Below are 22,794 nucleotides of genomic sequence, written 5' to 3'. Positions count from 1 at the left end.
CATCGCGCACAGACGCCGAAGCCGCCCGGACCTGCGGCTTCCGAACCACCACGGCGGCGTCGGGCCCGAAGTCTCCGGGCCCGACGCCGCCGCGCGTTCGGCCGTACCGTCCGCCGCTTCGTCCGTTACTCCGTGCGCAGCCCGTCCGGGCGCATCATCCGCCACAGCGGCGGCAGACTCAGCGCCGTGACCAACAGCACCACGCCCGCGCCGATCCCGGTCATCGACGCCAGGCCGGTCCAGTCCACGCCGAACGGACGTTGCACCATGCCGAGCAGCGCCGCGCCCAACGCCACCCCGGTGCCCGCCGCGAGGAACAGGCCGAGCACCACCGGGATCGCCGTCTGATACAGGATCGACCAGCTCAACGTGCTGCGCCGGGTGCCGAACGCGACCAGAACCGACAACAACTTCCGCCGTTCGCGCAGCTGTTCCAGCATGGTCACCAGCAGACTCGCGCCGATCATCAGCAGCACCACCGTCGAGCCGATGAACAGCGCGGTACGGACGTTCGCGAACCGTCGGGATTCCCGGGTCTCGTTCAGCGTGTACACCTGCGCCAACGGATCCACCCGGGCCATGGCGTTGCGCGCCAGGTCGATCGCGTCCGGCACCGCCGGGTCGAGCGCCACGGTCATCGAGTACGGCAGCTGCCGGGTCACGGCGGCCGGCACCGCGCCGGGAGTCGCCAACACCCCGTCGGGGGCGATCCCGCTCCCGTCCGCCCGCCCCGGGACGGTGCGCGCGGCCTTGGGGATCAGCCACGGCGTGGGCGCGGCCGACGTACGCGGGCCCTGGCCCGGATCGATGACCACGTTCTTGCCGGGCGCCGGCTGCATGCCTCCGACGGAATTCGACGTGCGCGGGTCGACGATGAACGTGTCCCCGTCCGCGCACCCCTCGATCCGGGCCAGCTCGCGCAGCGTGTCGCACGTCCCGATCGTCAGCGACGCGCCCGGACCGGAATCCTCGCCCGGCTCGGCGATGCGGGTGCCGGATCGCCCGAAGACGCTGCGCACCCCCTTCGTCTCCCGGATCTGCCCGGCGATCCGCGCGATCCCCTCGGTGCCCACCTGTGCGTCGGAGCTCACCGCGAGTTGCGCACGCGTCGTATCCGCGCCGGTCTCCTTGGTGTAGTCGTTCTCGATCCCCAGGAAGAGCATCTGGAGCGCGATCGCCCCCGCCACCGCGACCGCGATGCCGTTGACCGCCCGGGCCGCCGACGTACTGCCGAGTTGGAGGCGCCGGACCGCCAGTTGCCACGGCACCCGGCCGGCGCCGAGTCGAGCCACCACCGCCTCCACGAGCCAGGGCAACATCGCGGTGACACCGAGCAGGAGCAACACCACGCCGAGCACGACCTGTCCCCGGTTGAACTGCCCGCTCTCCGATCCCTGGCGGATCAGCGGGTACAGCGCGACCATCCCCGCGACCGGCAGCAGCAGGCGCCACCACACCCGGCGCCGAGGGGGCGTGCCGGCACGGACCACGCCCAGCGGTTCGATCACCACCGCACGCAGCGCGAAGAGCGTCACCGCGACCGCCGCGAACGGCACCGCCAGCGCCACGAGCACCGCGAGCGGCACACTCGGGTCCAGATCGGCGGGGAAGATGCTCAGGTCGAACGCGGATGCCACACCGGTCAGTTGGCGCCCGATCAGAAAGAACCCGAGCCCGAACAGCAAGCCGAACAGTGATCCCGCGAGCGCCTCCCCCGCCGCGATCCATCGGGTCGTCCGCGCGTCGGCGCCGACCAGCCGCAACGCCGCGAGCCGCCGGTCCCGCCGCTCGCCGCCGAACCGCACCGCCGTGGCGATCAGCACCGCGACCGGCATCAGCAGCACCACGAACATCACCACGACCAGCAACACCAGCCGGGGATCCATCGGGTCGGCGGGAAACGGGCTGCCGAACGCGGTGATCCGCAGTACCGAACTCCATCTGTCGCCGGTGGTCACGGTGTCGTTCCCGGCGTAGAAGGCCAGTTCGTCCGGGCCGATCAGGCCCTTGTCACCGATCGTGCCGACCGTGCGGTAGGGGAGCCGTTCCCGGAGCAGCCGCCCCCGGCTCGAGTCGAGCAGGTCGGCCAGCGCGGGCGAGACGACCATCTCGCCCGGCAGGGGGATCTTGGCCAACCCCGGCGGGATCGGCGCCTTCGGGGCTTCCGCCCGCAGGAGCCGACCGCGGATCTCGTCGCCCTTGTAGGTGGTGTCGGCGTGCGCGATCAGCAGCGTGTGGTCGCCGGCCTGCGCCGCCTGCCCGCGCTGTTCGTTGCGATCGCGGCCCCGCTCGTCCCGCGCGGACAGCGCGCCCGGAATCGCGGTGGTCAGCAGCAGCAGCGCCACCCCGAGGCCCACGCCGATCGCGGTCAACAGCGTGCGGATCCAGCCTTCCCGGCCGCCGGTGACCGCGAATCCGGCACCCATCCTGAGATCACGGAGCACGTTCACGCGGCGCGCGCCATGTCCCGGGACCGGCCGTCGCGGACGACGATCTCCCGGTCGGAGTAGGCGGCGATCCGCGCCTCGTGGGTGACCAGGACGATCGCGGCGTCGGTGGATCGGGCCGCCCCGATCAGCAGTTGCATCACGCGTTCGCCGTTGAGCGAGTCCAGCGCACCGGTCGGCTCGTCCGCGAAGACCACCCGGGGACGGATCACCAGCGCGCGGGCCACCGCGATGCGCTGGCCCTGGCCGCCGGAGATCTCGCCGGGCCGCTTGCGCGCGAGGTCGGCCACCTCCAGGCGCTCCATCCACTCCAGCCCCCGGGCCTCGGCCTCCTTGCGCTTGACCGCGTTCAGCCGCAGCGGCAGCGCGACGTTCTCCAGGCAGGTCAGTTCGGGTACGAGTTGGCCGAACTGGAAGACGAAGCCGAAGTCGCTGCGGCGCAGCGCGCTGCGCCCGCCGTCCGACATGGCGGTCAGGTCGCGGCCGTCGTAGCGGATGGTGCCGGAGTCGGGGCGCACGATGCCGGCCAGGCAGTGCAGCAGGGTCGACTTGCCCGATCCGGACGGGCCCATGATGGCCACCACCTCGCCCGACCGGATGGTGAACTCCGCGCCGGCGAGGGCGGGCGTCGATCCGTAGGTCTTGTGCAGGTCGTGGCCGCTGAGCAGGGAGTCGGTCACTTGCGGATCTCCAGGGTGAGTTCGCCGAGCCGGGCGGCGGTGAGTTCGAGCCAGCGCAGGTCCGCCTCGAGGTGGAACAGCGCGTGGTCGCAGATCAGTCGGTCACCGAGATCGCCGTCGATCTTGCGCCGGGTCAACTCGCGCATCATGGTCAGGTGCTCGGCACGCTGGGTGTCGAGGATGTCCGCGGCGTCCCGGCCGGTCAGCAGCGCGAGGACGACCTTGGTGTAGAGCGTCGACTGGAGATAGGGCTCCGGCGTCTCCGGCCGGCCGAGCCACTGTTCGACGTCGGTGACACCGGCGTCGGTGATCGCGTAGCGCTTGCGCTCGGGACCACCGCCCGATTCGAGCCCGTCTATCTCGACGAGGCCGTTCTTCAACAGCCGCGACATGGTCGAGTAGACCTGGCCGTAGGCGAGAGCACGGTCGCGTCCGAAGCGCTCGTCGAAGCTGCGCTTGAGGTCGTAGCCGTGGCAGGGTCCGGACTCCAGGAGCCCGAGCAGGGTGTGGCCGATTGACATGACCAGCACTATACGCACCAGGTATACCTCGTGTGTATAGCGGGGTGCCGAGGGCCCGTCACCGCGTGCGGTGACGGGCCCGGGAGGGGAAAGGAGGCGCTAGAGGCCCAGGTCCTTGGCGACCGCGCTCGCGCGGGTGAACACCGAGCGCGGCTGGGCGCCGTCGCAGTACTTGTTGCCCGACGACACGATGCCGATCAGTTTGCCGCCGGCCACGAGCGGCCCGCCCGAGTCGCCCCGGCAGATACTGGTTCCGGGGTTGGCGGCCGGGGGCAGGCCGCACACCTTGGTGGCCGTGGTGTCCCCGGGGAAGGTGTACGGCTCGCAGGACGCCACCGGCGACAACACCAGCGTGGTCCGCTGCTGCCGCGTGGTGGGCACTCCGCCGTCGCGCTTGCCCCAGCCGTAGACGGTCGCGGACTTGCCGAGGGTGTACAGCGCGCCGTCCTCGGCGCCGGCGATCGGCAGCGTCGGGTCCGCGAGCGACCGGTCCAGCGTCAGCACGGCGGCGTCGTAGGTGAGCGTGCCCTGGGCGAACTTCGAGTGCACGCGCGCGCCGGTCACCTTCCTGGTGCGACCGCCGGGCGCGGTCAACTCGACCTTGCCGGCGACCACGGTGATGCCGGTCGGGTCGTCCACCGCCGTCGCGCAGTGCGCCGCGGTGAGCACCTTGGTCGGGGCCACCAGCGTTCCGCCGCACAGCAGTTCGCCGTCGGCGGTGTACAGCGCGACGGTGTACGGCGCGGCTCCGGCCGGCGCGTCGGTACCGTTGCGCACCGCCGAGGCGGACGGCGCGCAGAGTCCGACGGCGGCCAGGGCGACGACCGCCGCGCCGAACACCTTCGCCGCGCCGGGCCGGCGGGTGTCCGACGTGTGCCGAGTACGAGTCATGTCCCGGGTATCCCCTTCGATCGCACGCCCGCACGACGGGGGTTCCCGCCGCACGACGACGCTCCTACCCCTGGGACGCGCACCGCCGGCACCCGGATGCGTCCGCGCGGGATTCATCACCCGAACGAGTGCCGGCTCAGTCCTCGTCGACGTAGCGGGCCGGTCGGGTGTTCACCAGCTTGACGATGTGGAAGCCGTACTGGGCCGGAACCAGGTCGCTCACCTGTCCGGGGCGCAGCGCCACCAGGGCCTCGGCGAACGCGTCGGCGTAGTCGTCCTCCTGCCCCCAGCCCAGGTCGCCGCCCTTGGCCGCGGACAGCGGGTCCTTCGAGCGTTTGCGCGCGAGTTCGCCGAATCGGCCGGGATCCCGGGCCAGTTCGTCGAGGATGGCGCGCCCCTCGCTCTCCGTCTCCACCGCGATGTGCAGGACGTGGTATTCCAGTGCGTCGGACAAGGTCGCTCCCGGGTCGTCGCCACCCGGCGCGCCCGGGCCGAGCGCGGTCACCGAGTTGTCGATCAGGTGGATGATACGGCCGCCGCGCGAGCACCCCGGGGAGGCGCCGGCAGTGGCGCGCTCGGCGGCTACTCCGCCGTCGCGTCGACGAAGGCGGCCAGCGACGCCTGGTCCCAGGCCAGCCGGCCCGCCGCCAGATCGTCCGATACCGCGTCGACCCAGCGCAGTTCCGCGTCGGTCATCGCGCGCAGGTATTCGTCCTCCAGCAACACCACCCGCGGCAGCTTCATCGACGCCGTCCGCGCCGCCTCCGCGTCCAGATCGGCGAGTCCGGCGACCAGCGCCTCCCGACGTCGGGTCAACAACTCGTGTGCCGTCTTCGGGGTGACCAGTGCCAGGAAGGACAGCGCCGCCGGGAATTCGGGGAACTCGTTGCGTGGTGTGGCCACCATCTCCGCCATCCAGGCGTGGCACGCGGCGCGCCCCGCCTCGGTGATCTCGTAGACGGTCCGCTCCGGGTACTGCTGATCGCGCTCGGTCTCACGCACCACGATCAACCCGGCCTCGCGCAGCCGATTGATCGTCTTGTACAGCGACGCGCGCTGGCCCACGTTGACGACCTTGTCCTTGCCCCACTGCTTGATCCGCTGCTGAATCGCATACGGGTGCATCGGGTCCCGGTAGAGCAGGCCCAGCAGCGCCAGAGCCAGCGGTGACCTGCGGAAAGTCGTCGTCATGCAGCCAACCCTACTGGAGTCCCGGCAACTAGCCACAGCAGAACTAGTTGCCAGAATACTAGTAGCCATGCAACTATCGATTCATCGAAGCCGCCCGCCCATCCCGAGGAGCCTGCCGATGACCACCACCCCGGTCCGCATCCACGCCGACCACACCACCACCAAGCACCTGGGCCACTGGACCACCGCGACCACCTTCGAGGTCCGCGAACGGCGGGCCGCCACCGTGCTCGACCTGCGCTCACCGCGGATCGAGGAGGGCGACATCGAGATCCGGGTCGATCTGGACCACGCGACGCTCAAGCTCCTGGTCCCCGACGACGCGGTGATCGAGCAGAGCGGGCTGCGCTGGATCGGTCGCGGCCGGGTCGGGGACTGCGCCGCGCCGGCCGCCGCCGAGGGCCGGGTGATCCGCCTCGTCGGTGCGATCGACCACGGCGAGATCCGGATCCACCGCAGCGGCGTCGCGGTGTGGTCCGCGATGTTCAGCCGCGAGTTCGTCGAGGACGTGCGACGCGCCCGCCGCGACGGCACCACGCCCACCGTGGCCGACCCCGCGCACACCCCCTGACCACCACCGCCGGCCACCCGCAATCACCGACATCGGCGCGAGCCGGCCCCCGCCCCGCGCCGCCCTCACCTCGGAGCAATGACATGAACCGCGTCAGGACCGCGATGATCATCGGCGGCGGCATCGCCGGACCGGTGACGGCATGCGCGCTGCGCAGGGCCGGCATCGAGGCCACCGTGTACGAGGCGTATACCGACATCGCGACCCGCGACGCGTCGGGCGGCGCGCTGAGCATCGCGCCCAACGGGCTCGACGCACTGCGGGTGATCGACGCCGAGGAGGCGGTGTGCGCGATCGGTCAGCCGACCTCCGACATGGTCTTCGAGAACGGTCGCGGACGGCGCCTCGGCGGCGCCCCCGGCCTGCCCGGCCTGCCCCCGAGCCGCACCGTGCTGCGCGCCGACCTGCACCGGGTGTTGCGCGAGCACGCCCTCGACCACGACATCCGCACCGAACACGGCCGCCGGCTCGTCGGGATGCGAGAGGAACCCGACGGCGTCACCGCCGAGTTCGCCGACGGGAGCACCGCGACCGCCGACATCCTGATCGGCGCGGACGGCATCCGCTCCACGGTCCGCGCGCTGATCGATCCCGCCGCGCCCGGCCCGGAATACGTCGGCCTGCTCGGCTTCGGCGTCGGCGCCTACCTGCCGGGCGACGGCGACCCCCGGACCGCCCCCGACACCATGCACTTCGCCTTCGGCAAGCGCGCCTTCTTCGGTTATTGGACCCGGACCGACGGCAGCGTGGCCCTGTTCAGCAATCTGCCGCACGCGCCGATGACCACGGCCGAGGCCCGGGCGATCTCCGCCGAGCGCTGGCTCGGCCTGCTGCGCGAGGCGCACGCGGGCGACGTACCCGCCGAGGCGGTGCTGCGCGCGGCCTCCGCCGACGACCTCATGGTCGCCGGTCCGCTCGAACTGATGCCACCGCTGCCGCACTGGTACCGCGATCGACTGGTCCTGGTCGGCGACTCCGCGCACGCCCCCTCCGCCAGTTCCGGCCAGGGCGCCTCGCTCGCGATGGAGAGCGGCGTACAACTCGCCCGCTGCCTGCGCGACCTCCCCGACCCGACCGCCGCGTTCGCCGCGTACGAGGCGATGCGCCGGCCCCGGGTCGAGAAGATCGCCGCCGCTGCCGCCAAGACCAACAACAGCAAGGCCGCGGGGCCGCTCGCCAAGGCCGTCATGGCCCTGCTGATGCCGGTCATGACCCGCACCGTACTGACCCCGGAGCGGATGTTCGGCGAGGCGCAGCGCCACCACATCGACTGGTCCGCGCCGGTCGCCGCCTGACCGTCCGGCCCCGCCCACCGAAACCCGTCGATCACCCCGCCTTTGCGGGGTGATCGACGGGTTTCATGCGTTCCGACCCGTCTCGCGCACCGCCCGCCCAACAACTTGAACGTGTTCAAAAACAGGTCTAGAGTCACCGGCGTCGGCCAGTTTGAACACGTTCAAAAAGGAGCCGGTCCATGGACATGACCGTCCTGACCTATGCCATCTACCTGGTCATCAGCATCGCGCTCACCGTGTGGGTGGCGCGCACGCTGAGCCGCAACGGACAGATCTTCCTGCAGGACGTCCTGCGCGGTCGCGAAGAACTCGCGGCCGCCGTCAACCACCTCCTGGTGGTCGGCTTCTACCTCGTCAACCTCGGCTTCGTCGCGCTCTACCTCAAGGTCGGCGACACCGTCGACGACGCACGCGGCTCGGTCGAGGCGCTGTCCGTCAAGCTCGGCACCGTGTCGCTGGTCCTGGGCGGGCTGCACCTGCTCAACGTCTACGTGCTGAGCCGGATCCGGCAGCGCGGCCTGGACGAGGCGACCGACGCGCCCCAGCGGGCCCGGAAGTTGTCCGGCCGGGCCTACGGTCCGCCGATCGCGCCCCAGGGCACCACCCACCCGGCTCCCGGGGTCTGATCCCGATGACCATCTCCCAGGGGAACGCCGCGCCGGGCCGATCGGAGGGTACGGCCCGGCGCGGCACCCCCGCCCCGCCGCCCCCGGTCCGCCGGATCACCATCCTCTTCGACCCCGACTGCCCGCTGTGCACCGCGCTGTCCGGCTGGATCGCCCGGCAGCCGACCCTGATCGCGGTCGACCTGGTGCCGGCCGGCTCGCCGCGGGCCCGCAACCGCTATCCCGACCTGGACCACGCCGCCACCCTGCGCGAACTCACCGTGGTCGGCGGCTCGGGCGAGGTGTGGTTCGGCGCCGCCGCGTGGGTCACCGTGTTGTGGGCGCTGCGCGCGTACCGCGGCCTGTCCTTCCGGCTCGGCACGCCAATCGGGATGCCGATGGCCCGGGCCGCCGTCCTGGGCGCGGCCCGGATCCGCTCGGCCACCCACCGGGGCCCTCTGCCGCCCGACCCGAACGGCGACCCCTACCGGGAACCCTGGACGGTCGTCGAGTGTGACGATGCCTGCGAGCTCGCCCACTAACCTTGCCTCTCGTGGAGCACGTGGCAGGCACCGACGCAGCGAACCCGACCGACGGCGGCGACAGGCCGGACCCGGGCGGGCGCCCCGGCAAGAGCGAGCAGACGCGGTCCCTGATCCTGGAGACCGCGCTGCGGCTCTTCCGCGAACGCGGCTACGACAAGACGACCATGCGGGCCATCGCCCAGGAGTCCGGCGTCTCGGTCGGCAACGCCTACTACTACTTCGGCTCCAAAGAGCACCTGATCCACGGCTTCTACGACCGCCTCACCCACGAGCACATCACCCGCTGCCGGCAGGAGTTGCGCGGTGTCCGCGACTTCGGCGACCGGCTCCAGGTCGTGCTGTCGGTGTGGCTGGAGGTGGCCGAGCCCTATCACGCGTTCGCGGTCCAGTTCTTCCGCAACGCCGCCGACCCGGAGAGCCCGCTCAGCCCGTTCTCCGCGGAGTCCTACCCGATCCGCGAACAGGTCACCGCGTTGTTCGCCGACGTGCTGCGCGGCTCCTCGCTCCGCATCGACGACGAACTCGCGGAACTGCTGCCGGAGTTGTTGTGGCTGCACCTGATGGGCATCGTGCTCTTCTGGGTGTACGACCGATCCCCCGAGCGCGCCAAGTCCCGTGCCTTCGTGGCCCGCACCACCCCGATGGTGGAACGCGTGATCACCCTGTCCCGCTACAAGGTCTTCCGCCCCCTGGTGCGCGACGCCGAACGCCTCATCCGCGACTACATCGTCCCGGAGGGCGCCACGCCCCCCGACCCACCCGAACAGCGCGGATAGTCCACCGCATGCGATCGGGAGGCGTGGCCCGGCGCGGCCGATCACCGGCCGTGGTCGCGCTGTTGCTGGTACTGCTCGGAGGCATCGGGTTCGACGTCGACGACGGCACCCCGCCCGGCGACCATTCCGACACGATCCGGCCGGCTTCACCGCCGGGCGCGCCGCTGGAGCGGCTGTGGTCGTCGGCCGCCCGCCCGCCGCCCGCGCCGGGCGCGGACGTCGTGTACCCGGAGAGCGCGGGTTGGATCTGGGAACGAACCCTGGTGATGGGGGCGGTCGGCTCGGGGGTGACGGCGTACGACCTGCGCACCGGTGACGCGGCGCGGCTGCCGGTGCCGACGGTCGGCGCGACCATGTGCGCGATGAGTTCCGGGATCGCCGGCACGGTCGGTGTCGTGTTGTGGTCGTCCCCGGGGCCGCACGGGACCTGCGACCTGCTCACCGCGTACGACCTGCGCACCCGCGCCGAGGCATGGACCCGGCGGGTGCCCGCGCTGCCCCGATGGGCGGCCGTCGGCACACCGATCGTGCTCGCCGACGGTGTGGTGGCGATGGGGGCGGCGGCCGACGCGGACACGGGGACGGGGGCACGGCGGTCGACGGTCGCGGCGTACGACCTCGCCGACGGCTCCGCGCGCTGGTCCTACGCGGTGCCGGCGCACGACGCGGGCAGCGGGTCCGATCGGACCTGGGTCCAGTCGCTCGCCTCGGGGCCGAGCGGCCTGCTGGTCGGCTCCTCCGCGTCGTCCGGGCGGGAGGAGTCGTCCTACGCCGCACGCCTGGACCCGCGCACCGGGGCCGTGCGCTGGAGCCGTCGGGTGATGGGCGGCGGGACCGGCGACGGCGGCCTCTTCACGATCGTCTCGGCGGATCCGCCCGTGCTGATCGCGCACATGCGGACCTCGGAGGAGGGCGCGCCGCGCATCCTGGTCCTGGACGACCTCGGCCGCATCACCCGCCGGATCCCCCCGGAGGGCCCGTGGGGGTCGCTCGCGCTGCCGTACCGGGCCGGCGACGACCGCGGCCCACGATCCTCCGGCATGCGCGTGGCCGACGGCGTCCTGTACGCACCGGCCCGAGCCGGCGCGTACACCGAGCGGGACCGGCACCTGCCGGTGCGGATGGTGGCCCTGGACCTGGACACCGGCAGGGCCCGGTGGGTCGGCGACAGCCCCGGGTCGGACCGGATGTTCGACGTGATGCTGATGGCCGGGATCGACGAGGACTACGTCTACACCGTCGTCGGCGACTCCGGCCACGACGCCTCCGGAGCCGGACACCCCCGCCCGGGGCCGCACGGCTTCACCCTCGAACGACGCGACCGCCATCGAGCGGGGCGCGTGCAAACCATCGGATCCGCCCCCCGGGCCGACCCCGGGACCATCCAGCCCTCCACGCTGGTCGAGCGCCGCGGCGACGTCGTCGTGTTGATCCCCCGTGCCCACGACGCGGGCCCGCCGGCGGTCTACGGTGCGCCGCCGATCGATCCGCCGCCTCCCGGGTGATCTCTTGTCACTCCATCATGGCCATGATAGCTATGACGGGTCGTCAGTTCGCACGGAAGTGGGCAACATGCGGGGTTTCGAGGTTGTCGTGGTCGGGGCCGGGTCGGCCGGGTGTGTGATCGCCGCGCGGTTGTCGGAGCGTCACGACGTGCTCCTGCTCGAAGCCGGACCCGCCGCGCTGCCCGAGGAGTTGCGGCGGCTGTCCCGCCCGATCCGGGCGCCCTACGACTGGGGCGACACGGTCGTCTCCGGCGATCGGGACCTGCGGTACGCGCGCGGCCGGGTGGTCGGCGGCTCGTCCGCCACCAACGGCGCGGTGGCCATGCGCCCCGAACCCGAGGACTTCGACACCTGGCCCGAGGGGTGGTCCTGGACCGACATGCTGCCGTGCCTGAACCGGATCGAGCACGATCTCGACTTCGGCGACCGGCCCTACCACGGCACCGACGGGCCGATCCCGATCATCCGACACCCGCGCGCCGACTGGGCCCCGCTCCAGGCCGCGTTCGCCGCCGGTTGCGCGGCGGTCGGCATCCCGGACTGCGCCGACCACAACGCGCCCACCGGCACCGGCGTCGGCCCGATCCCGATGAACCGCCGGGACCGCACCCGGGTCTCCAACGCCGCCGCCTACCTGGCCGGCGCGGCCGACCGGGTCACCGTACGCGCCGACACGCACGTCGCGCGCGTGCTGGTCGAACACGGCCGTGCGGTCGGCGTCGAACTCGCCGACGGCGCCATCGTGCCCGCCGGGCGGGTGATCCTCGCGGCCGGCGTGGTGCAGTCCCCGCTCCTGCTCGTCCGCTCCGGGCTCGCCGCCGCGAACCCGCACGTGGGCCGGCATCTGACCGACCACCCGGTGGTCCCCTTCGCCGCCCGGGTCGACCCCGACGCGGTCCCGGCCGACGCGCCCACCCTCCAGGTGATCGCCAAGGCGACCGCCCACCACCGCCACGACCTCCAACTGACCCCCGTCGCCCGGCGCGACCCGGACGGCACATGCGAGCTGGACATCAGCGTGAGCCTGCAACTCCCCGCCGGCGCCGGCACGGTGACCCCCACCTCCTCCGATCCCGACGCGCCCGCCCGGATCGACTGGCCGTTCCCGGCCCACCCCGACAACCTGGCCCGGCTGCGCGAGGGCCGCCGGCTCGCCGCCCGCATCGCGCGCGAGAGCGGGATCCTCCTCGACAACGGCGAGGCCGACCACGCGGCCGCGCTCGGTGACGCCGAGTCCGACGAACTGATCCGGCGCACCCACTACGCCTTCTACCACGGCGTCGGCACCTGCCGGATGGCCGAGGACCCGGCCGCCGGGGTGGTCGACCCGACCGGGGCGGTATTCGGGACGCGCGGATTGCATATCGTGGACGCGTCCGTGATCCCGACCGTGCCGCGTACCAACACCCACCTGCTGGTGACCGCGCTCGCGGAACGGTGGTGCGATCTGGATACCGCGTGATCGTTCGACCTAGGAGTTCCCTTGTCCGGTGTCCCGCTGTTCCCGCCCACCGACCCGCACCTGGCCGCGCAGGTCGGCTTCGTCCTGGAGATCGACCGACTCAAGGGCGTGGTGCGGCGCAACCTGATCGCGGACGCCTCCCGACGCGAGAACACCGCCGAGCACTCGTGGCACCTGGCCATGCTGGCCGGCACGCTGGCCGAGCACGCCGCGACCGATGTCGACGTGGCCCGGGTGACCCGGATGTTGTTGATCCACGACCTGGTCGAGATCGACGCGGGCGACACCTTCTACTACGACAGCGTCGCCGAGGTCGACCAGGCCGAGCGCGAGCAGCGCGGCGCGGACCGCATATTCGGCCTGCTTCCGGCTGCACAGGGCAGCGAACTCCGGGCGCTGTGGGAGGAGTTCGAGGCCCGCGAAACGCCCGACGCGCGCTTCGCGAAGGCGATCGACCGTTTCCAGCCGTGCCTGCTCAACTTCCACACCGAGGGCGGCACCTGGCGCGAGTACGACCTCACCCGCACCGAGGTGCTGGCCAAGCAGGGCGGCACGATCGAGGACGGTTCCCCGTCGTTGTGGGCGTACACCCTGGAACTGATCGACGAGGCGGTGCGGCGCGGCTACCTCAAGCCCTGACCGACGGGCCTTGCGACGGGGTTGCGACGGGCTTGCGACGGGTCTCGACCGATGGGCCCCGACCCGCGAGCCCGACCCACGAGCCCGGCCGACCGTTCCACCGGCACCGGGATACGCTGCCGAACATGACCAGTGACGCATCCTTCACCACACACGTCACCCAACGTCTCGCCGCGCTGCCCGGTGTGGCCGCCGTGGCGCTCGGCGGATCGCGCGCCCAGGGTCGGCACCGACCCGACAGCGACTGGGACTTCGCGGTCTACTACCGCGACGGCTTCACCCCCGACGCGATCCGGGGGCTGGGCTGGCCGGGCGAGGTGTCGGAGTTCGGCGCCTGGGGCGGCGGGGTCTTCAACGGTGGCGCCCGGCTCACCGTGGAGGACCGGGCGATCGACCTCCACTATCGCGAACTCGCGGACGTGGAACGGAGGTTGGCCGAGGCACGGGAGGGTCGCTTCGAGGTCGAGCGGTTGATGTTCCACCTCGCCGGTGTGCCCACCTACCTCGTGGTCGCCGAACTCGCGGTCAACCGGGTGCTGTTCGGCGACCTGCCGCGCCCGTCCTACCCGGCGGCGCTGCGCCGCGCCGCACACGCCCGGTGGAGCGACGACGCGCGCCTGACCCTCGCCTACGCGGACCGGGCGCACGCCGCACACGGGCATGTCACCGACGTCGCGGGGGCGATCGGCCGTGCGGCCTGCGAGGCGGCACACGCGGTGTCGGCCGGTCGCGGCGAGTGGGTGACCAACGAGAAGACCCTGCTCGACCGGGCGGGCCTGCGTGACGTCGACGAGATCGCCGGCCGGCTCACCGCGTCCACCCTGTCCGGCGCGATCGCCGACACGCGCGCGCTGCTGGACGGGGCCCTGACGGCGAGCCGCCCGAACTGACGTGGCACCGTGACGATGTAGTACTGGGTCACTTATCATTCTCGGGCGGTACTTCCGCGTCGCTCGCCCCGTCGCCGGCCATCCGCCGCATCAGGTCGGCGGCGAGGCGCAACACCTGCCGCTCGGTTTCGGTGAGCGATTCCATCGCCCCGGCCAGCCACGCGTCCCGCTCCGCCGCGTCGCGCACCAGCGCCGCACGGCCGGCCGGGGTCAGCGTGAGCACCGACTGTCGCCCGTCCCGGGCGTCCCTGGCCCGGGTGAGCAGACCGTCCCGGGCCAACTCCGCGAAGACCCGGGTGAGCGACTGGGGTTGCTGATGCTCGGCGGCGGCCAGTTCGCCCGGCGTACACGGCCCGTGGCGCAGCAGCCGGCCCAACACCACCACCTTGTTGCTGCTCAGCGCGTCGGCCGACCGACTCGCCCGCATACGCCCGGCGACCGCGGTGATCCCGCGCCGGATCTCGGCCACATCGCCCGACTCGGCCCGCCCGTCGGGCCGCCCGTCGACCTGCCCGGCGGCCGTCGACGGCGGCATGCTCGTTCCCGCTCCGGTCATATTGCCAAGCTATCACTTACCATTTACTAAGCTTACGCTTACTATTTCCGTCATGGAATCGCCTCGCGCGACCACCGTCGCGATGGTTTCGGTACTCGCCGCCTACGGCTCGGCCCTCCTCCTGCAACGTGCCGCCCACCTGCACGCCGACATCGTCGTCGCGACCGTGGTGATCGCGCTGACCCTGGCCCGCGCCCAACGCGACGCCGACCCGCTCGACCGCGCGCTCGCCGGCCTCGTCCTGCCCCCGGTCGCCATGCTCGCCGCCGAGATCGGCGCCCTGATCCCGCGCCATCCCGCCGTCGGCGGCACCCTGTTCACACTCGCCATGGCGACCACCGTCGAACTGCGCCGCTTCGCCCCCCGCGTCGCCGCCGCCGGAAACGTCGCCGCGCTGCCCCTGGTGGCGAGCCTGATCCTGCCCGCCGTCGGCACCCGTCCCCCCGACCACACGCACACCCTGTGGGTCGGCCTGAGCACACTGGTCACCGCCGTCTGGGTCGGCGCGGTGCACCAGGTCGTCGCCTCTCCCCGTCCCGGACCACGCCCGACCGGAGCCCCCGCCCCCACCGGCCCACGGCGCCGCCTCGCCCCGAGCACGCGCATGGCGCTGCAGACCGGTCTCGCCCTCGGCGCCGCCTTCACCCTCGGCCACCGCTTCTGGCCCACACACTGGTCCTGGGCCGTGCTCACCACCTACCTCGTCTGCGCCGGCACCCGCGGCCGCGGCGACGCGCTGCACCGGGGCGTACTGCGCACCGCCGGCGCCGCGGCCGGCACCCTCCTCGCCACCGTGCTCGGCGGCACGTTCGCCGCACACGACGCCGGCGCCGTACCGGTCATGTTCGCCCTGCTCGCCCTCGGCTCCTGGCTGCGCACGATCGACTACGCCTACTGGGCCGCCTGCGTGACCGCCGTACTGTCCCTGCTCTACGGCTACTTCGGGCAACCCGCTCCGGACCTCCTGGTCGATCGCCTGGCCGCGATCCTGCTCGGGGCCGCGCTCGGCGTGGCCGCCGCCTGGCTGATCCTGCCGATCCGCACCGTGGACATCCTGCGCCGCCGGGTCGCCGACGCCCTGGCCGCGCTCACCCCGATCCTCGCCGGCCCACCGGGCATATCGGGCACACCGCCGCCCTCCGACCACCCGGTGCACCGTTTCGACGCCGCCGTCGCCGCGCTGCACCCGCTCGAACCGGCCCTGCGGGCCCACCACCGCCTGGTCCGCCGACGCCGTCCGGGCCCGCATCCCGTCCAGGCGATCGACGCGGTACGCGCCTGCGTGGGACCGGCCCACCGCCTCGCCGAGGCCGCCCCCGGACACACCCCGACGGCCGAGGCCAGGACCGCCGTGGCGGCCAACGTCGGCGCCGTGCGCCGCGCGATCGGCCGTCGCCCCGGCACGCCGTACCGCCCGCTGCCCACCACCCGCGGAACCCCGGGAAACCCGCTCGCCGACCTCGACGCCGCGCTCGCCTGCCTCGCCACGATCTTCCGCCCCGCCGCGCCCCGGCCGGCGAACAAGCACCCGGACGAGGCCGAACGAGCGCCGGGATAGGGTCGCCGCATGGACTCCGTGGCGGTGGACTGGGACGACGCGCACTGGCTCAACCCGCCGGCCGGCGTCGAGCGCGACGAGGACGCGCTGGTGGTCACCCCGGTGTCGGGCGCCGACTTCTGGCGGCAGACGTCCTACGGCTTCACCCGCGACACCGGCAGTGCGCTGCTCACCGACCTGCCGCCGGGCACGGCGGTGGAGGTCACGTTCGAGGCGGACTTCGACACGCTCTACGACCAGGCCGGGGTGTTCGTCCGGGTGGACGAGCAAACCTGGGTCAAGGCGGGCGTCGAGGTCACCGACGGCGCGCTGCACGTCGGAGCCGTGGTCACCCGCGGTGTCTCCGACTGGTCGATCGCCCCGGTGCCCGAGTGGGCGGGCGGGCCGATCACCGTCCGGGTCAGCCGGGCCGGCGACGCGCTCACCATCCGGGCGCGACACGCCGACGAGCCCTGGCGGACCATCCGACTCGCCCCGCTGTCCCCGGACGCCTCGGCCGGTGCCGGGCCGTTCTGCTGCTCACCGGAGCGCGCGGGCCTGCGGGTGCGTTTCACCCGGTTCGTCCTCGGCCCCGCCGACGCGGGCCTGCACGAAAGCCCCTGAGACAAGCGCTCCCGAAACAGGCATGCCCGCGACAGGCACCCCGAAGCCGGCAAGGCGACCGCTCAGGCGCCGCCCGCCGGTGGAATGCTCACGCCGTATTCCCGCGCCTCGTGCAGCGCGTCCTCCAACTCGTCGAGCGCCGGCGGCAGGGCGTTCGTGTCGTGCGCGTCACTCGCCTCCGCCAGCACGGACCGGGCCCGGATCACCCGCTCGCGTACCGCCCGGACGACCTCGGCCTGGTCGATGGCCGACTTCTCGTCGTATCCAGCCGTCATCACTTCCTCATTTCCCGCAGCCCCTCGCGAGTACCCGTACACCCATTGGTGTTCCGACCTGAAGCGGGTTTCAACCGGCATGGGGGCGTACAGGCGTGAGAAGTCCGTCAGGAAGTGTTTGGGGAGGCGTCCACCTCGACGAACGTGCGCCCGGTCTCGCGGGCGCCCGCCCGGCCGCCGGTCAGGTCGGTCAGCCGCGCCACGAAGCGGTCCCGGTCCGGCTCCGGGACGCAGACGTCGATCGCCACCTCGGCGCCGTAGCGGATGTCGCGCACCTCGTGGCCGAGCCCGCGCAGGTCGTTCTCCAGCCGCCCGGCGTGCGCGTGGTCGACGTCCACCGTCAGCACCAGCATCGGGCGCAACTCGACCACACCGACCGCGTCCACCGCCTCGGTCACCGCCGATCCGTAGGCGCGGATCAGGCCGCCGGCGCCGAGCATGATGCCGCCGAAGTACCGGGTCACCACCGCGACGGTCTCGGTCAGCTCGCGGCGCCGCAACACCTGGAGCATCGGCGCGCCGGCCGTTCCCGACGGTTCGCCGTCGTCGTACGCCTTCTCCTGCCCGCCCGCGATCCAGGCCGAGCAGTTGTGCCGCGCGGACGCGTGCAGCGCCCGGCGGCGGGCCAGGAAGTCCTGCGCCTGCGTGTCGTCGGACACCCGGGCAAGGGCGCACACGAAACGGGAACGCCGGACCTCGATCTCGACCTCACCTTCGGACTTGATCGTGAGCAGCGGCATGACCGGGGCCTTCGGTACGGGATCGGCGGACGCCCCCAAGGTAGGGCCCGACGGCGCCCGGCCCGGGCCGGGGCTCACCGTGCGCGGCTACGCCGGTACGATCTGCCGCCTCGAGGCGGCCACGAACGCGCGCAGCAGGGTGGTCTCCTCCCCGCGCCGCCAGGTGAGCGTCACCGCCGACTCGGTCAGCCCGGTCACCGGCAGGAAGGCCACGTCGGGGCGGCCGTTGTACCCGGCGAACTGGGCGCAGAACAGCAGCACGCCGTGGTCGCCCGCGATCAGCGACAGCACCTCCTGGAGGGTGCCGGCGCCCGGTCCGCGCGGGATCGGCCGCCCACCCGGGGTCACCGTCGGCGACTGGAGCTCACGCCAGGGCGCGGGCGCGGGTCCGGCGATCTCCACGAACACGCAGTCGGCCAACTCCTCCGCGTCCACGTGCGCGCGCCGCGCGAACGCGTGCCGCGTCGAGACGCCGAGCACCAGCGGGTCGGCGGCGATCACCGGGCCGGTGCGCAGTGTGGGATCGCCCACCGGCAAGGTGACGAACGCGGCGTCGATCTCGCCGCGCAGCACCGGGCCGAACGGATCCGACAGCGGCATCTCGACCAGGTCGGCGCGTGCCTGCGGATGCCGGGCACGGAAGTCGCCGACCAGGTCGAGGAGGGTGCCGTACGGGGTGCCGACGAAGCCGATCCGCAGCACGCCCTCGATGCCCCGGGCGCGGGCCTTGGCCCGGTCGACCGCGCCGGTGAGGGTCGTGAAGGCGGGTCGTACCTCGGCCAGGAACAGCTCCCCCTGGGGGGTGAGTCGGACCCGGCGACTGCTGCGCTCGAACAGTCGTGCGCCGATCCGGTCCTCCAGTTGCCGCAGCAGTTGGCTGACCCGGGCCTGCGAGGTGTAGAGCCTTGCGGCGGTACGGGTGAAGTGCAGCTCCTCGCTCAGCACGACGAAGCACTCCAGCTCCCGAAACTCCACACTCATCCCGTTTCCCCTCCCGCGCTCGACCCCGGGCACCGAGCCCGAGCGGGCCGTCTCCCACGTGGCGACCTGCGAGCATAAGCCGCCCCTATGCTCGCATGCGATCTTCGCCGTTGTTCGGGATCGGGGCCGTGCCCAGGGTGGAGGGCATGTCCAACCCCGTCGTCGACACCGACGCACCCCTGCCCACTCCCGCCGAACCCGCCCCCATCGATCCGCCGCCCGAGAGCGCGTCGTTGCGGTCCTGGCTCGCCGTGGCCGCGATCGCCGTCGGCACCTTCGCGGTGGTCAGCACCGAGATGTTGCCCGTCGGCCTGCTCACCCCGATCTCGCACGGCCTGCACGTCTCCGACGGCGCCACGGGCCTGGCCATGACCCTGGCCGCCGTGGCCGCCGGATTCGCCGCCCCGACGGTGTTGGTCGCCGCCGGGCGGGTGGATCGGCGGATCGTGCTCGCCGCGATGATGATCGTGCTGTTCGCCGCCAACACGATCGCCGCCCTCGCGCAGAACTTCGCCACGCTGCTGGTGGCGCGCGTCCTGGTGGGCGTCAGCATCGGCGGCTTCTGGGCGATCGGCGCGAGCCTGCCGGTGCGACTGGTGCCGGCCGGTTCGGTCGGTCGGGCCTCGGCGGTGATCTTCGGCGGCGTGTCGGTGGCCTCGGTGGTCGGCGTGCCGGTGGGCACGATGATCGGCGAGTGGGCCGGCTGGCGGGTCGCCTTCGCCGCGATGGCCGGGCTCAGCGCCGCCGTACTGGTCGCCCTGCTCGTCCTGCTCCCGCCGCTGCCCGCCGAACGGGCGGTGCGGCCGCGCGACATCCCGGCGCTGCTGCGGCGCGGCGGGGTCGTGGCCGGTGCGGCGGCGCTGGTCCTGGTGATCGCCGGGCACTTCGGCGCGTACACCTACGTACGACCGGTCCTGGAGGAGGCGGGCGGCCTGGGCCCGGGGCCGATCGGCGCGCTGCTGCTGGGCTACGGCGTGGCCGGGGTGGTCGGGAACGTACTGGCCGGGGCATACGCGGCCCGCCCGCCGCACCGCACGCTCGCGTTGGCCGCCGGGCTGCTCGCCGCGGCGGTCGTGGTGCTCGCGGTGTCGGGGACGTGGACCCCCGGGACCGCGGCGGCGATGCTCGTGTGGGGGTTGGCGTACGGTGCGGTCCCGGTCGCCTTGCAGGGGTGGATGTCGCGGGTGGCGCCGGACGCGCCCGAGGCGGGCTCGGCGGTCTTCGTCACCGGGTTCCAAGTGGCCATCTCGCTGGGTTCGCTGCTCGGCGGGGTCGCGGTGGACGCGGTGGCCACGTCGAGCGTGTTGTGGTTCGGCGCCGTCCCGGCGGCGGCGACCACGCTGCTCGCGCTGGTGTGGGGCCGGCGTGCCGGGCGCTGAGCCGAGCCCGCCGGGCGTCGGGCCGTCTCGGCGACACGTCCGATTCGTTCAAGACCACGATCGCCGCGGCCGGCTAGCGTGCGGGCATGACTTCTCCCACTCCCCGCTTCCACTTCATCGGGCTCGTGGTCGCCGACATGGCCGCCTCGCTCGCGTTCTACCGGGCCCTGGGCCTGGCCGTCCCGGCCGACGCCGACGCCGAGCCGCACGTCGAAGTGACGCTGCCCGACGGCCCGTTGCTGGTTCTCGACACGATCGCGACGGTCCGCTCGTTCGCCCCGGACTGGACCCCGCCCACGGGCGGCCACCGGGCCTCGCTGGCCTTCGCGTTCGCCGACCCGGCGGAGGTCGACGCGAAGTACGCCGAGCTGGTCGCCGCCGGGTTCACCGGATACCGGGCGCCGTGGGACGCGTTCTGGGGACAGCGCTACGCCGTACTGCACGACCCGGACGGCAACGGCGTGGACCTGCTCGCACCGCGGACCGCGTAGCCGGCGCGGGGCCGCGCGCTCAGCCCAGCAGGGTGCGCAGCGGCACGCCCGCCAGTGCCTTGACGTCGCGGGCGAAGTGGGCCTGGTCGGCGTAGCCGGTGCCCGCCGCGACCCGGGCCGGCGGCATCCCGCCGCGGGCCAGGTCGAGCGCCCGTTCCAGGCGCAACACCCGGGCCAGCGTCTTGGGCCCGTAGCCGAAGGCGGCCAGCGAGCGGCGGTGCAGTTGGCGCTCGCTCAGTCGCACGCCGGCGGCGACCGTCGCGACGTCGGCGCCGGCCCGCAACCCGTCGACCACGGTGCCGGCGAAGCGGGCCGCCTCGGGGTCGCGGTCGCGCAGCCGCGCGGCGGCCAGTTCCTCCAGGAAGGCCGCCGGGTCGGGGGCGGCGGCGGCGCGTTCGCTCAGGATCCGCACGTCGCGCTCGCCCCACACGTCGGCCAGCGGGATCCGCCGGTCGCGCAGCGCGTCGGCGGGCGTCCCGAGCAGCGCCGGCCCGACCCCGGGGGCGCAGCGCACCGCCGCGTAGCGCGCCCCGACCCGGTCCTCCACGACGTGCGCCGACGTGTCGGGACCGGCCACGACCAGCTCGTCGCCGGACCAGATCAGGTCGATGCAGCCGTCCGGGAGCACCCGCGCGGATCCGTCCGCCTCGACGGTTCGGGTCCAGACGATCAGCGGAGCCAGGCGGGAACGACGTTCGACGTACACGACCCCATTATCCCCGCGCCGCCGGAGGTACCGTTGAGCCGTCAAGCGGGCACGGCCTGAACAGGGCAGGGGTTACTCATGGACAACGAACGACGGTCCGACCTCGAACGACAGCCGGACGGCGAAGCACGACCCGACACCGGACAACGACCCGACGCCGAGCGAGGCGACGACCACCCGCGACCGCCGGCCGCGGCGGGCACGGCGGCCGATCCGGACGCCGACCAGGCCGCCCGCGCCGCGCGTTGGGGGCACCTGCCCGAGCGGGTGGCATCGGCCGACCTGGTCGAGGAGAAGCCGGCCGACCCACCCAACGACCCCGACTTCGGCCGCGACCCGGACCGCGACTGGCTCCTGCGTTACACGCCCTGACCGGCGAAGCGCCGCGCCGAGCGATCGGGCACTACCCCGCCGCCCGGCGCGCCGCCGGCGCCGTCGGCCGCAGCGACGCGTATTCCAGCGGCGCCGACGGGTCGATCGAGACGTCGAGGGGGGCCGGGGCGGCGCCGGCGCGGATCAGCAGGTCGCCGACGGCGGCGATCATCGCGCCGTTGTCGGTACACAGGCGCGGCGGCGGTACCCGCAGTGCGATGCCCGCCGCCGCGCAACGCTCCGCCGCGAGCGAGCGCACCCGGGAGTTGGCCGCGACGCCGCCGACCACGACCAGGGTGCGTACGTCGTGGGCGCGGCAGGCCGCGACCGCCTTGCGGGTCAGCACGTCGGCCACCGCCTCCTGGAGCGCGGCGGCGCCGTCCGCGACCGGGAGTTCGGCGCCCTGCGCGCGCACGCGTTCGGCCCAGCGGGCGGCGGCGGACTTCAGGCCGGAGAAGGAGAACGCGTACGGGTCGTCGCGCGGGCCGGTCAGTCCGCGGGGGAAGGCCACGGAGTCGGGGTCGCCGTCGCGCGCCGCCCGGTCGATGGCCGGGCCGCCCGGGTAGGGCAGGCCGAACACCCGGGCCACCTTGTCGAAGCACTCCCCCGCCGCGTCGTCGAGGGTGTCGCCGAGGTGCACGATCGGGTCGCGGGCGAGGTCGCGCACCAGGAGCAGCGAGGTGTGTCCGCCGGAGACGATCAGCACCACGCTCGGGTCGGGCAGCGGCCCGTGTTCGAGGGTGTCGGCGGCGACGTGTCCGGCCAGGTGGTGCACCCCGTACAGGGGCACGTCCAGGGCGAGCGCGAAGCCCTTGGCGGCGGCCACGCCGACCTGGAGCGCGGTGGCCAGGCCCGGCCCCGTGGTCACCGCCACCGCGCCGATGTCGCCGCGCCGCAGGCCCGCCGACTCCAGGGCGGCCCGAACCGTCGGGGTCACCGCGTGCACGTGCGCGCGGGCCGCGATCTCCGGCACCACGCCGCCGAAGCGCACGTGTTCGGCGATGCTCGTGGACACGGCGTGGCCGAGCAGTCGGCCGTCGCGGACCAGGCCGACCCCGGTCTCGTCGCAGGACGATTCGATGCCGAGGACGATGGGTGATGCGCTCATGCGCCGA

At 73.3% G+C, this 22,794-nt stretch carries 26 protein-coding genes; 14 read left to right on the top strand and 12 right to left on the bottom strand.

Annotated features, from left to right (window positions below):
* Positions 1-125: 125 nt before the first annotated feature.
* From EMA17_RS30665 to EMA17_RS30640, 6 genes are all read right to left on the bottom strand, one after another.
* Complete coding sequence (locus EMA17_RS30665; protein WP_126640409.1) at positions 126-2,426, bottom strand: FtsX-like permease family protein; 2,301 nt, start codon at positions 2,424-2,426, stop codon at positions 126-128.
* Between the two features lie 20 nt (positions 2,427-2,446).
* The gene (locus EMA17_RS30660; RefSeq protein ID WP_126640408.1) at positions 2,447-3,127 is read right to left on the bottom strand and encodes an ABC transporter ATP-binding protein; all 681 of its coding nucleotides are present in this window, start codon (positions 3,125-3,127) and stop codon (positions 2,447-2,449) included.
* The gene (locus tag EMA17_RS30655; protein WP_126640407.1) at positions 3,124-3,648 is read right to left on the bottom strand and encodes a PadR family transcriptional regulator; all 525 of its coding nucleotides are present in this window, start codon (positions 3,646-3,648) and stop codon (positions 3,124-3,126) included. Before EMA17_RS30655 ends, EMA17_RS30660 begins: the two co-directional genes overlap by 4 nt.
* Positions 3,649-3,747: 99 nt before the next feature.
* Positions 3,748-4,539, bottom strand: a complete 792-nt coding sequence (locus tag EMA17_RS30650; protein WP_160161618.1) for a S1 family peptidase — start codon at positions 4,537-4,539, stop codon at positions 3,748-3,750.
* Between the two features lie 136 nt (positions 4,540-4,675).
* Positions 4,676-4,993: a peptidylprolyl isomerase gene (locus tag EMA17_RS52025; protein ID WP_160161617.1), complete on the bottom strand. Its 318-nt coding sequence runs from the start codon at positions 4,991-4,993 to the stop codon at positions 4,676-4,678.
* A 128-nt stretch (positions 4,994-5,121) separates the two neighbouring features.
* Positions 5,122-5,730: a PadR family transcriptional regulator gene (locus tag EMA17_RS30640; RefSeq protein ID WP_170222270.1), complete on the bottom strand. Its 609-nt coding sequence runs from the start codon at positions 5,728-5,730 to the stop codon at positions 5,122-5,124.
* A gap of 118 nt (positions 5,731-5,848) precedes the next feature.
* Here EMA17_RS30640 and EMA17_RS30635 point away from each other — a divergent pair, with 118 nt between their 5' ends.
* The 9 genes from EMA17_RS30635 to EMA17_RS30595 all read left to right on the top strand — a co-directional run bounded on the left by EMA17_RS30635 (position 5,849) and on the right by EMA17_RS30595 (position 14,018).
* The gene (locus EMA17_RS30635) at positions 5,849-6,301 is read left to right on the top strand and encodes a hypothetical protein (protein ID WP_126640404.1); all 453 of its coding nucleotides are present in this window, start codon (positions 5,849-5,851) and stop codon (positions 6,299-6,301) included.
* Between the two features lie 83 nt (positions 6,302-6,384).
* Positions 6,385-7,596 (top strand): FAD-dependent oxidoreductase, encoded by a 1,212-nt coding sequence (locus tag EMA17_RS30630; protein WP_126640403.1) that lies wholly within the window; start codon positions 6,385-6,387, stop codon positions 7,594-7,596.
* Between the two features lie 179 nt (positions 7,597-7,775).
* Complete coding sequence (locus EMA17_RS30625; protein WP_246126999.1) at positions 7,776-8,222, top strand: hypothetical protein; 447 nt, start codon at positions 7,776-7,778, stop codon at positions 8,220-8,222.
* A 5-nt stretch (positions 8,223-8,227) separates the two neighbouring features.
* Positions 8,228-8,743 (top strand): thiol-disulfide oxidoreductase DCC family protein, encoded by a 516-nt coding sequence (locus EMA17_RS30620; protein WP_126640402.1) that lies wholly within the window; start codon positions 8,228-8,230, stop codon positions 8,741-8,743.
* Positions 8,744-8,754: 11 nt separating this feature from the next.
* Positions 8,755-9,522: a TetR/AcrR family transcriptional regulator gene (locus tag EMA17_RS30615; RefSeq protein ID WP_126640401.1), complete on the top strand. Its 768-nt coding sequence runs from the start codon at positions 8,755-8,757 to the stop codon at positions 9,520-9,522.
* A gap of 8 nt (positions 9,523-9,530) precedes the next feature.
* Positions 9,531-11,027 (top strand): PQQ-binding-like beta-propeller repeat protein, encoded by a 1,497-nt coding sequence (locus EMA17_RS30610; protein ID WP_126640400.1) that lies wholly within the window; start codon positions 9,531-9,533, stop codon positions 11,025-11,027.
* A gap of 67 nt (positions 11,028-11,094) precedes the next feature.
* A complete protein-coding gene (locus EMA17_RS30605) occupies positions 11,095-12,489 on the top strand; it encodes a GMC family oxidoreductase (protein WP_126640399.1) in 1,395 nt (464 codons plus the stop codon).
* Positions 12,490-12,510: 21 nt separating this feature from the next.
* A complete protein-coding gene (locus tag EMA17_RS30600; RefSeq protein WP_126640398.1) occupies positions 12,511-13,128 on the top strand; it encodes an HD domain-containing protein in 618 nt (205 codons plus the stop codon).
* Positions 13,129-13,253: 125 nt separating this feature from the next.
* Positions 13,254-14,018 (top strand): nucleotidyltransferase domain-containing protein, encoded by a 765-nt coding sequence (locus EMA17_RS30595; protein WP_126640397.1) that lies wholly within the window; start codon positions 13,254-13,256, stop codon positions 14,016-14,018.
* Between the two features lie 28 nt (positions 14,019-14,046).
* Here EMA17_RS30595 and EMA17_RS30590 read toward each other — a convergent pair whose 3' ends face one another.
* Entirely contained in the window at positions 14,047-14,574 is a 528-nt protein-coding gene (locus EMA17_RS30590) for a MarR family winged helix-turn-helix transcriptional regulator (RefSeq protein WP_246126998.1), read from the bottom strand.
* Between the two features lie 52 nt (positions 14,575-14,626).
* Here EMA17_RS30590 and EMA17_RS30585 point away from each other — a divergent pair, with 52 nt between their 5' ends.
* Complete coding sequence (locus tag EMA17_RS30585; protein WP_126640396.1) at positions 14,627-16,132, top strand: FUSC family protein; 1,506 nt, start codon at positions 14,627-14,629, stop codon at positions 16,130-16,132.
* A gap of 9 nt (positions 16,133-16,141) precedes the next feature.
* Positions 16,142-16,735: a DUF1349 domain-containing protein gene (locus EMA17_RS30580; protein ID WP_126640395.1), complete on the top strand. Its 594-nt coding sequence runs from the start codon at positions 16,142-16,144 to the stop codon at positions 16,733-16,735.
* A 62-nt stretch (positions 16,736-16,797) separates the two neighbouring features.
* Here the strand turns inward: EMA17_RS30580 and EMA17_RS52020 are convergent, their stop codons facing one another.
* The 3 genes from EMA17_RS52020 to EMA17_RS30565 form a co-directional block, all read right to left on the bottom strand.
* Positions 16,798-17,010 (bottom strand): hypothetical protein, encoded by a 213-nt coding sequence (locus tag EMA17_RS52020; protein WP_160161616.1) that lies wholly within the window; start codon positions 17,008-17,010, stop codon positions 16,798-16,800.
* Between the two features lie 107 nt (positions 17,011-17,117).
* Positions 17,118-17,750, bottom strand: a complete 633-nt coding sequence (locus EMA17_RS30570) for a YigZ family protein (protein ID WP_126640393.1) — start codon at positions 17,748-17,750, stop codon at positions 17,118-17,120.
* A gap of 87 nt (positions 17,751-17,837) precedes the next feature.
* Positions 17,838-18,731: a LysR family transcriptional regulator gene (locus tag EMA17_RS30565; RefSeq protein ID WP_126640392.1), complete on the bottom strand. Its 894-nt coding sequence runs from the start codon at positions 18,729-18,731 to the stop codon at positions 17,838-17,840.
* 146 nt (positions 18,732-18,877) lie between these two features.
* Between EMA17_RS30565 and EMA17_RS30560 the strand changes: the two genes are divergently transcribed.
* Together EMA17_RS30560 and EMA17_RS30555 are read left to right on the top strand one after the other, a co-directional pair.
* Positions 18,878-20,110 (top strand): MFS transporter, encoded by a 1,233-nt coding sequence (locus EMA17_RS30560; RefSeq protein ID WP_246126997.1) that lies wholly within the window; start codon positions 18,878-18,880, stop codon positions 20,108-20,110.
* An 86-nt stretch (positions 20,111-20,196) separates the two neighbouring features.
* A complete protein-coding gene (locus EMA17_RS30555) occupies positions 20,197-20,601 on the top strand; it encodes a VOC family protein (protein WP_126640390.1) in 405 nt (134 codons plus the stop codon).
* A 19-nt stretch (positions 20,602-20,620) separates the two neighbouring features.
* On the opposite strand, the gene EMA17_RS30550 is transcribed toward EMA17_RS30555, so the two are convergent.
* The gene (locus tag EMA17_RS30550) at positions 20,621-21,307 is read right to left on the bottom strand and encodes a helix-turn-helix transcriptional regulator (RefSeq protein ID WP_126640389.1); all 687 of its coding nucleotides are present in this window, start codon (positions 21,305-21,307) and stop codon (positions 20,621-20,623) included.
* Positions 21,308-21,385: 78 nt separating this feature from the next.
* On the opposite strand from EMA17_RS30550, the gene EMA17_RS30545 reads away from it, so the two are divergent.
* Entirely contained in the window at positions 21,386-21,679 is a 294-nt protein-coding gene (locus EMA17_RS30545; RefSeq protein ID WP_126640388.1) for a hypothetical protein, read from the top strand.
* 31 nt (positions 21,680-21,710) lie between these two features.
* Here the strand turns inward: EMA17_RS30545 and tsaD are convergent, their stop codons facing one another.
* A complete protein-coding gene (gene tsaD / locus EMA17_RS30540) occupies positions 21,711-22,787 on the bottom strand; it encodes a tRNA (adenosine(37)-N6)-threonylcarbamoyltransferase complex transferase subunit TsaD (RefSeq protein ID WP_126640387.1) in 1,077 nt (358 codons plus the stop codon).
* Positions 22,788-22,794 lie beyond the last annotated feature (7 nt).

The organism is Embleya hyalina (genome assembly GCF_003967355.1).
GTDB classification, from domain to species: Bacteria; Actinomycetota; Actinomycetes; order Streptomycetales; family Streptomycetaceae; genus Embleya; species Embleya hyalina.
Note: the sequence above shows the minus strand (reverse complement) of the source record. Positions and strands in the feature narration are given on the sequence as shown.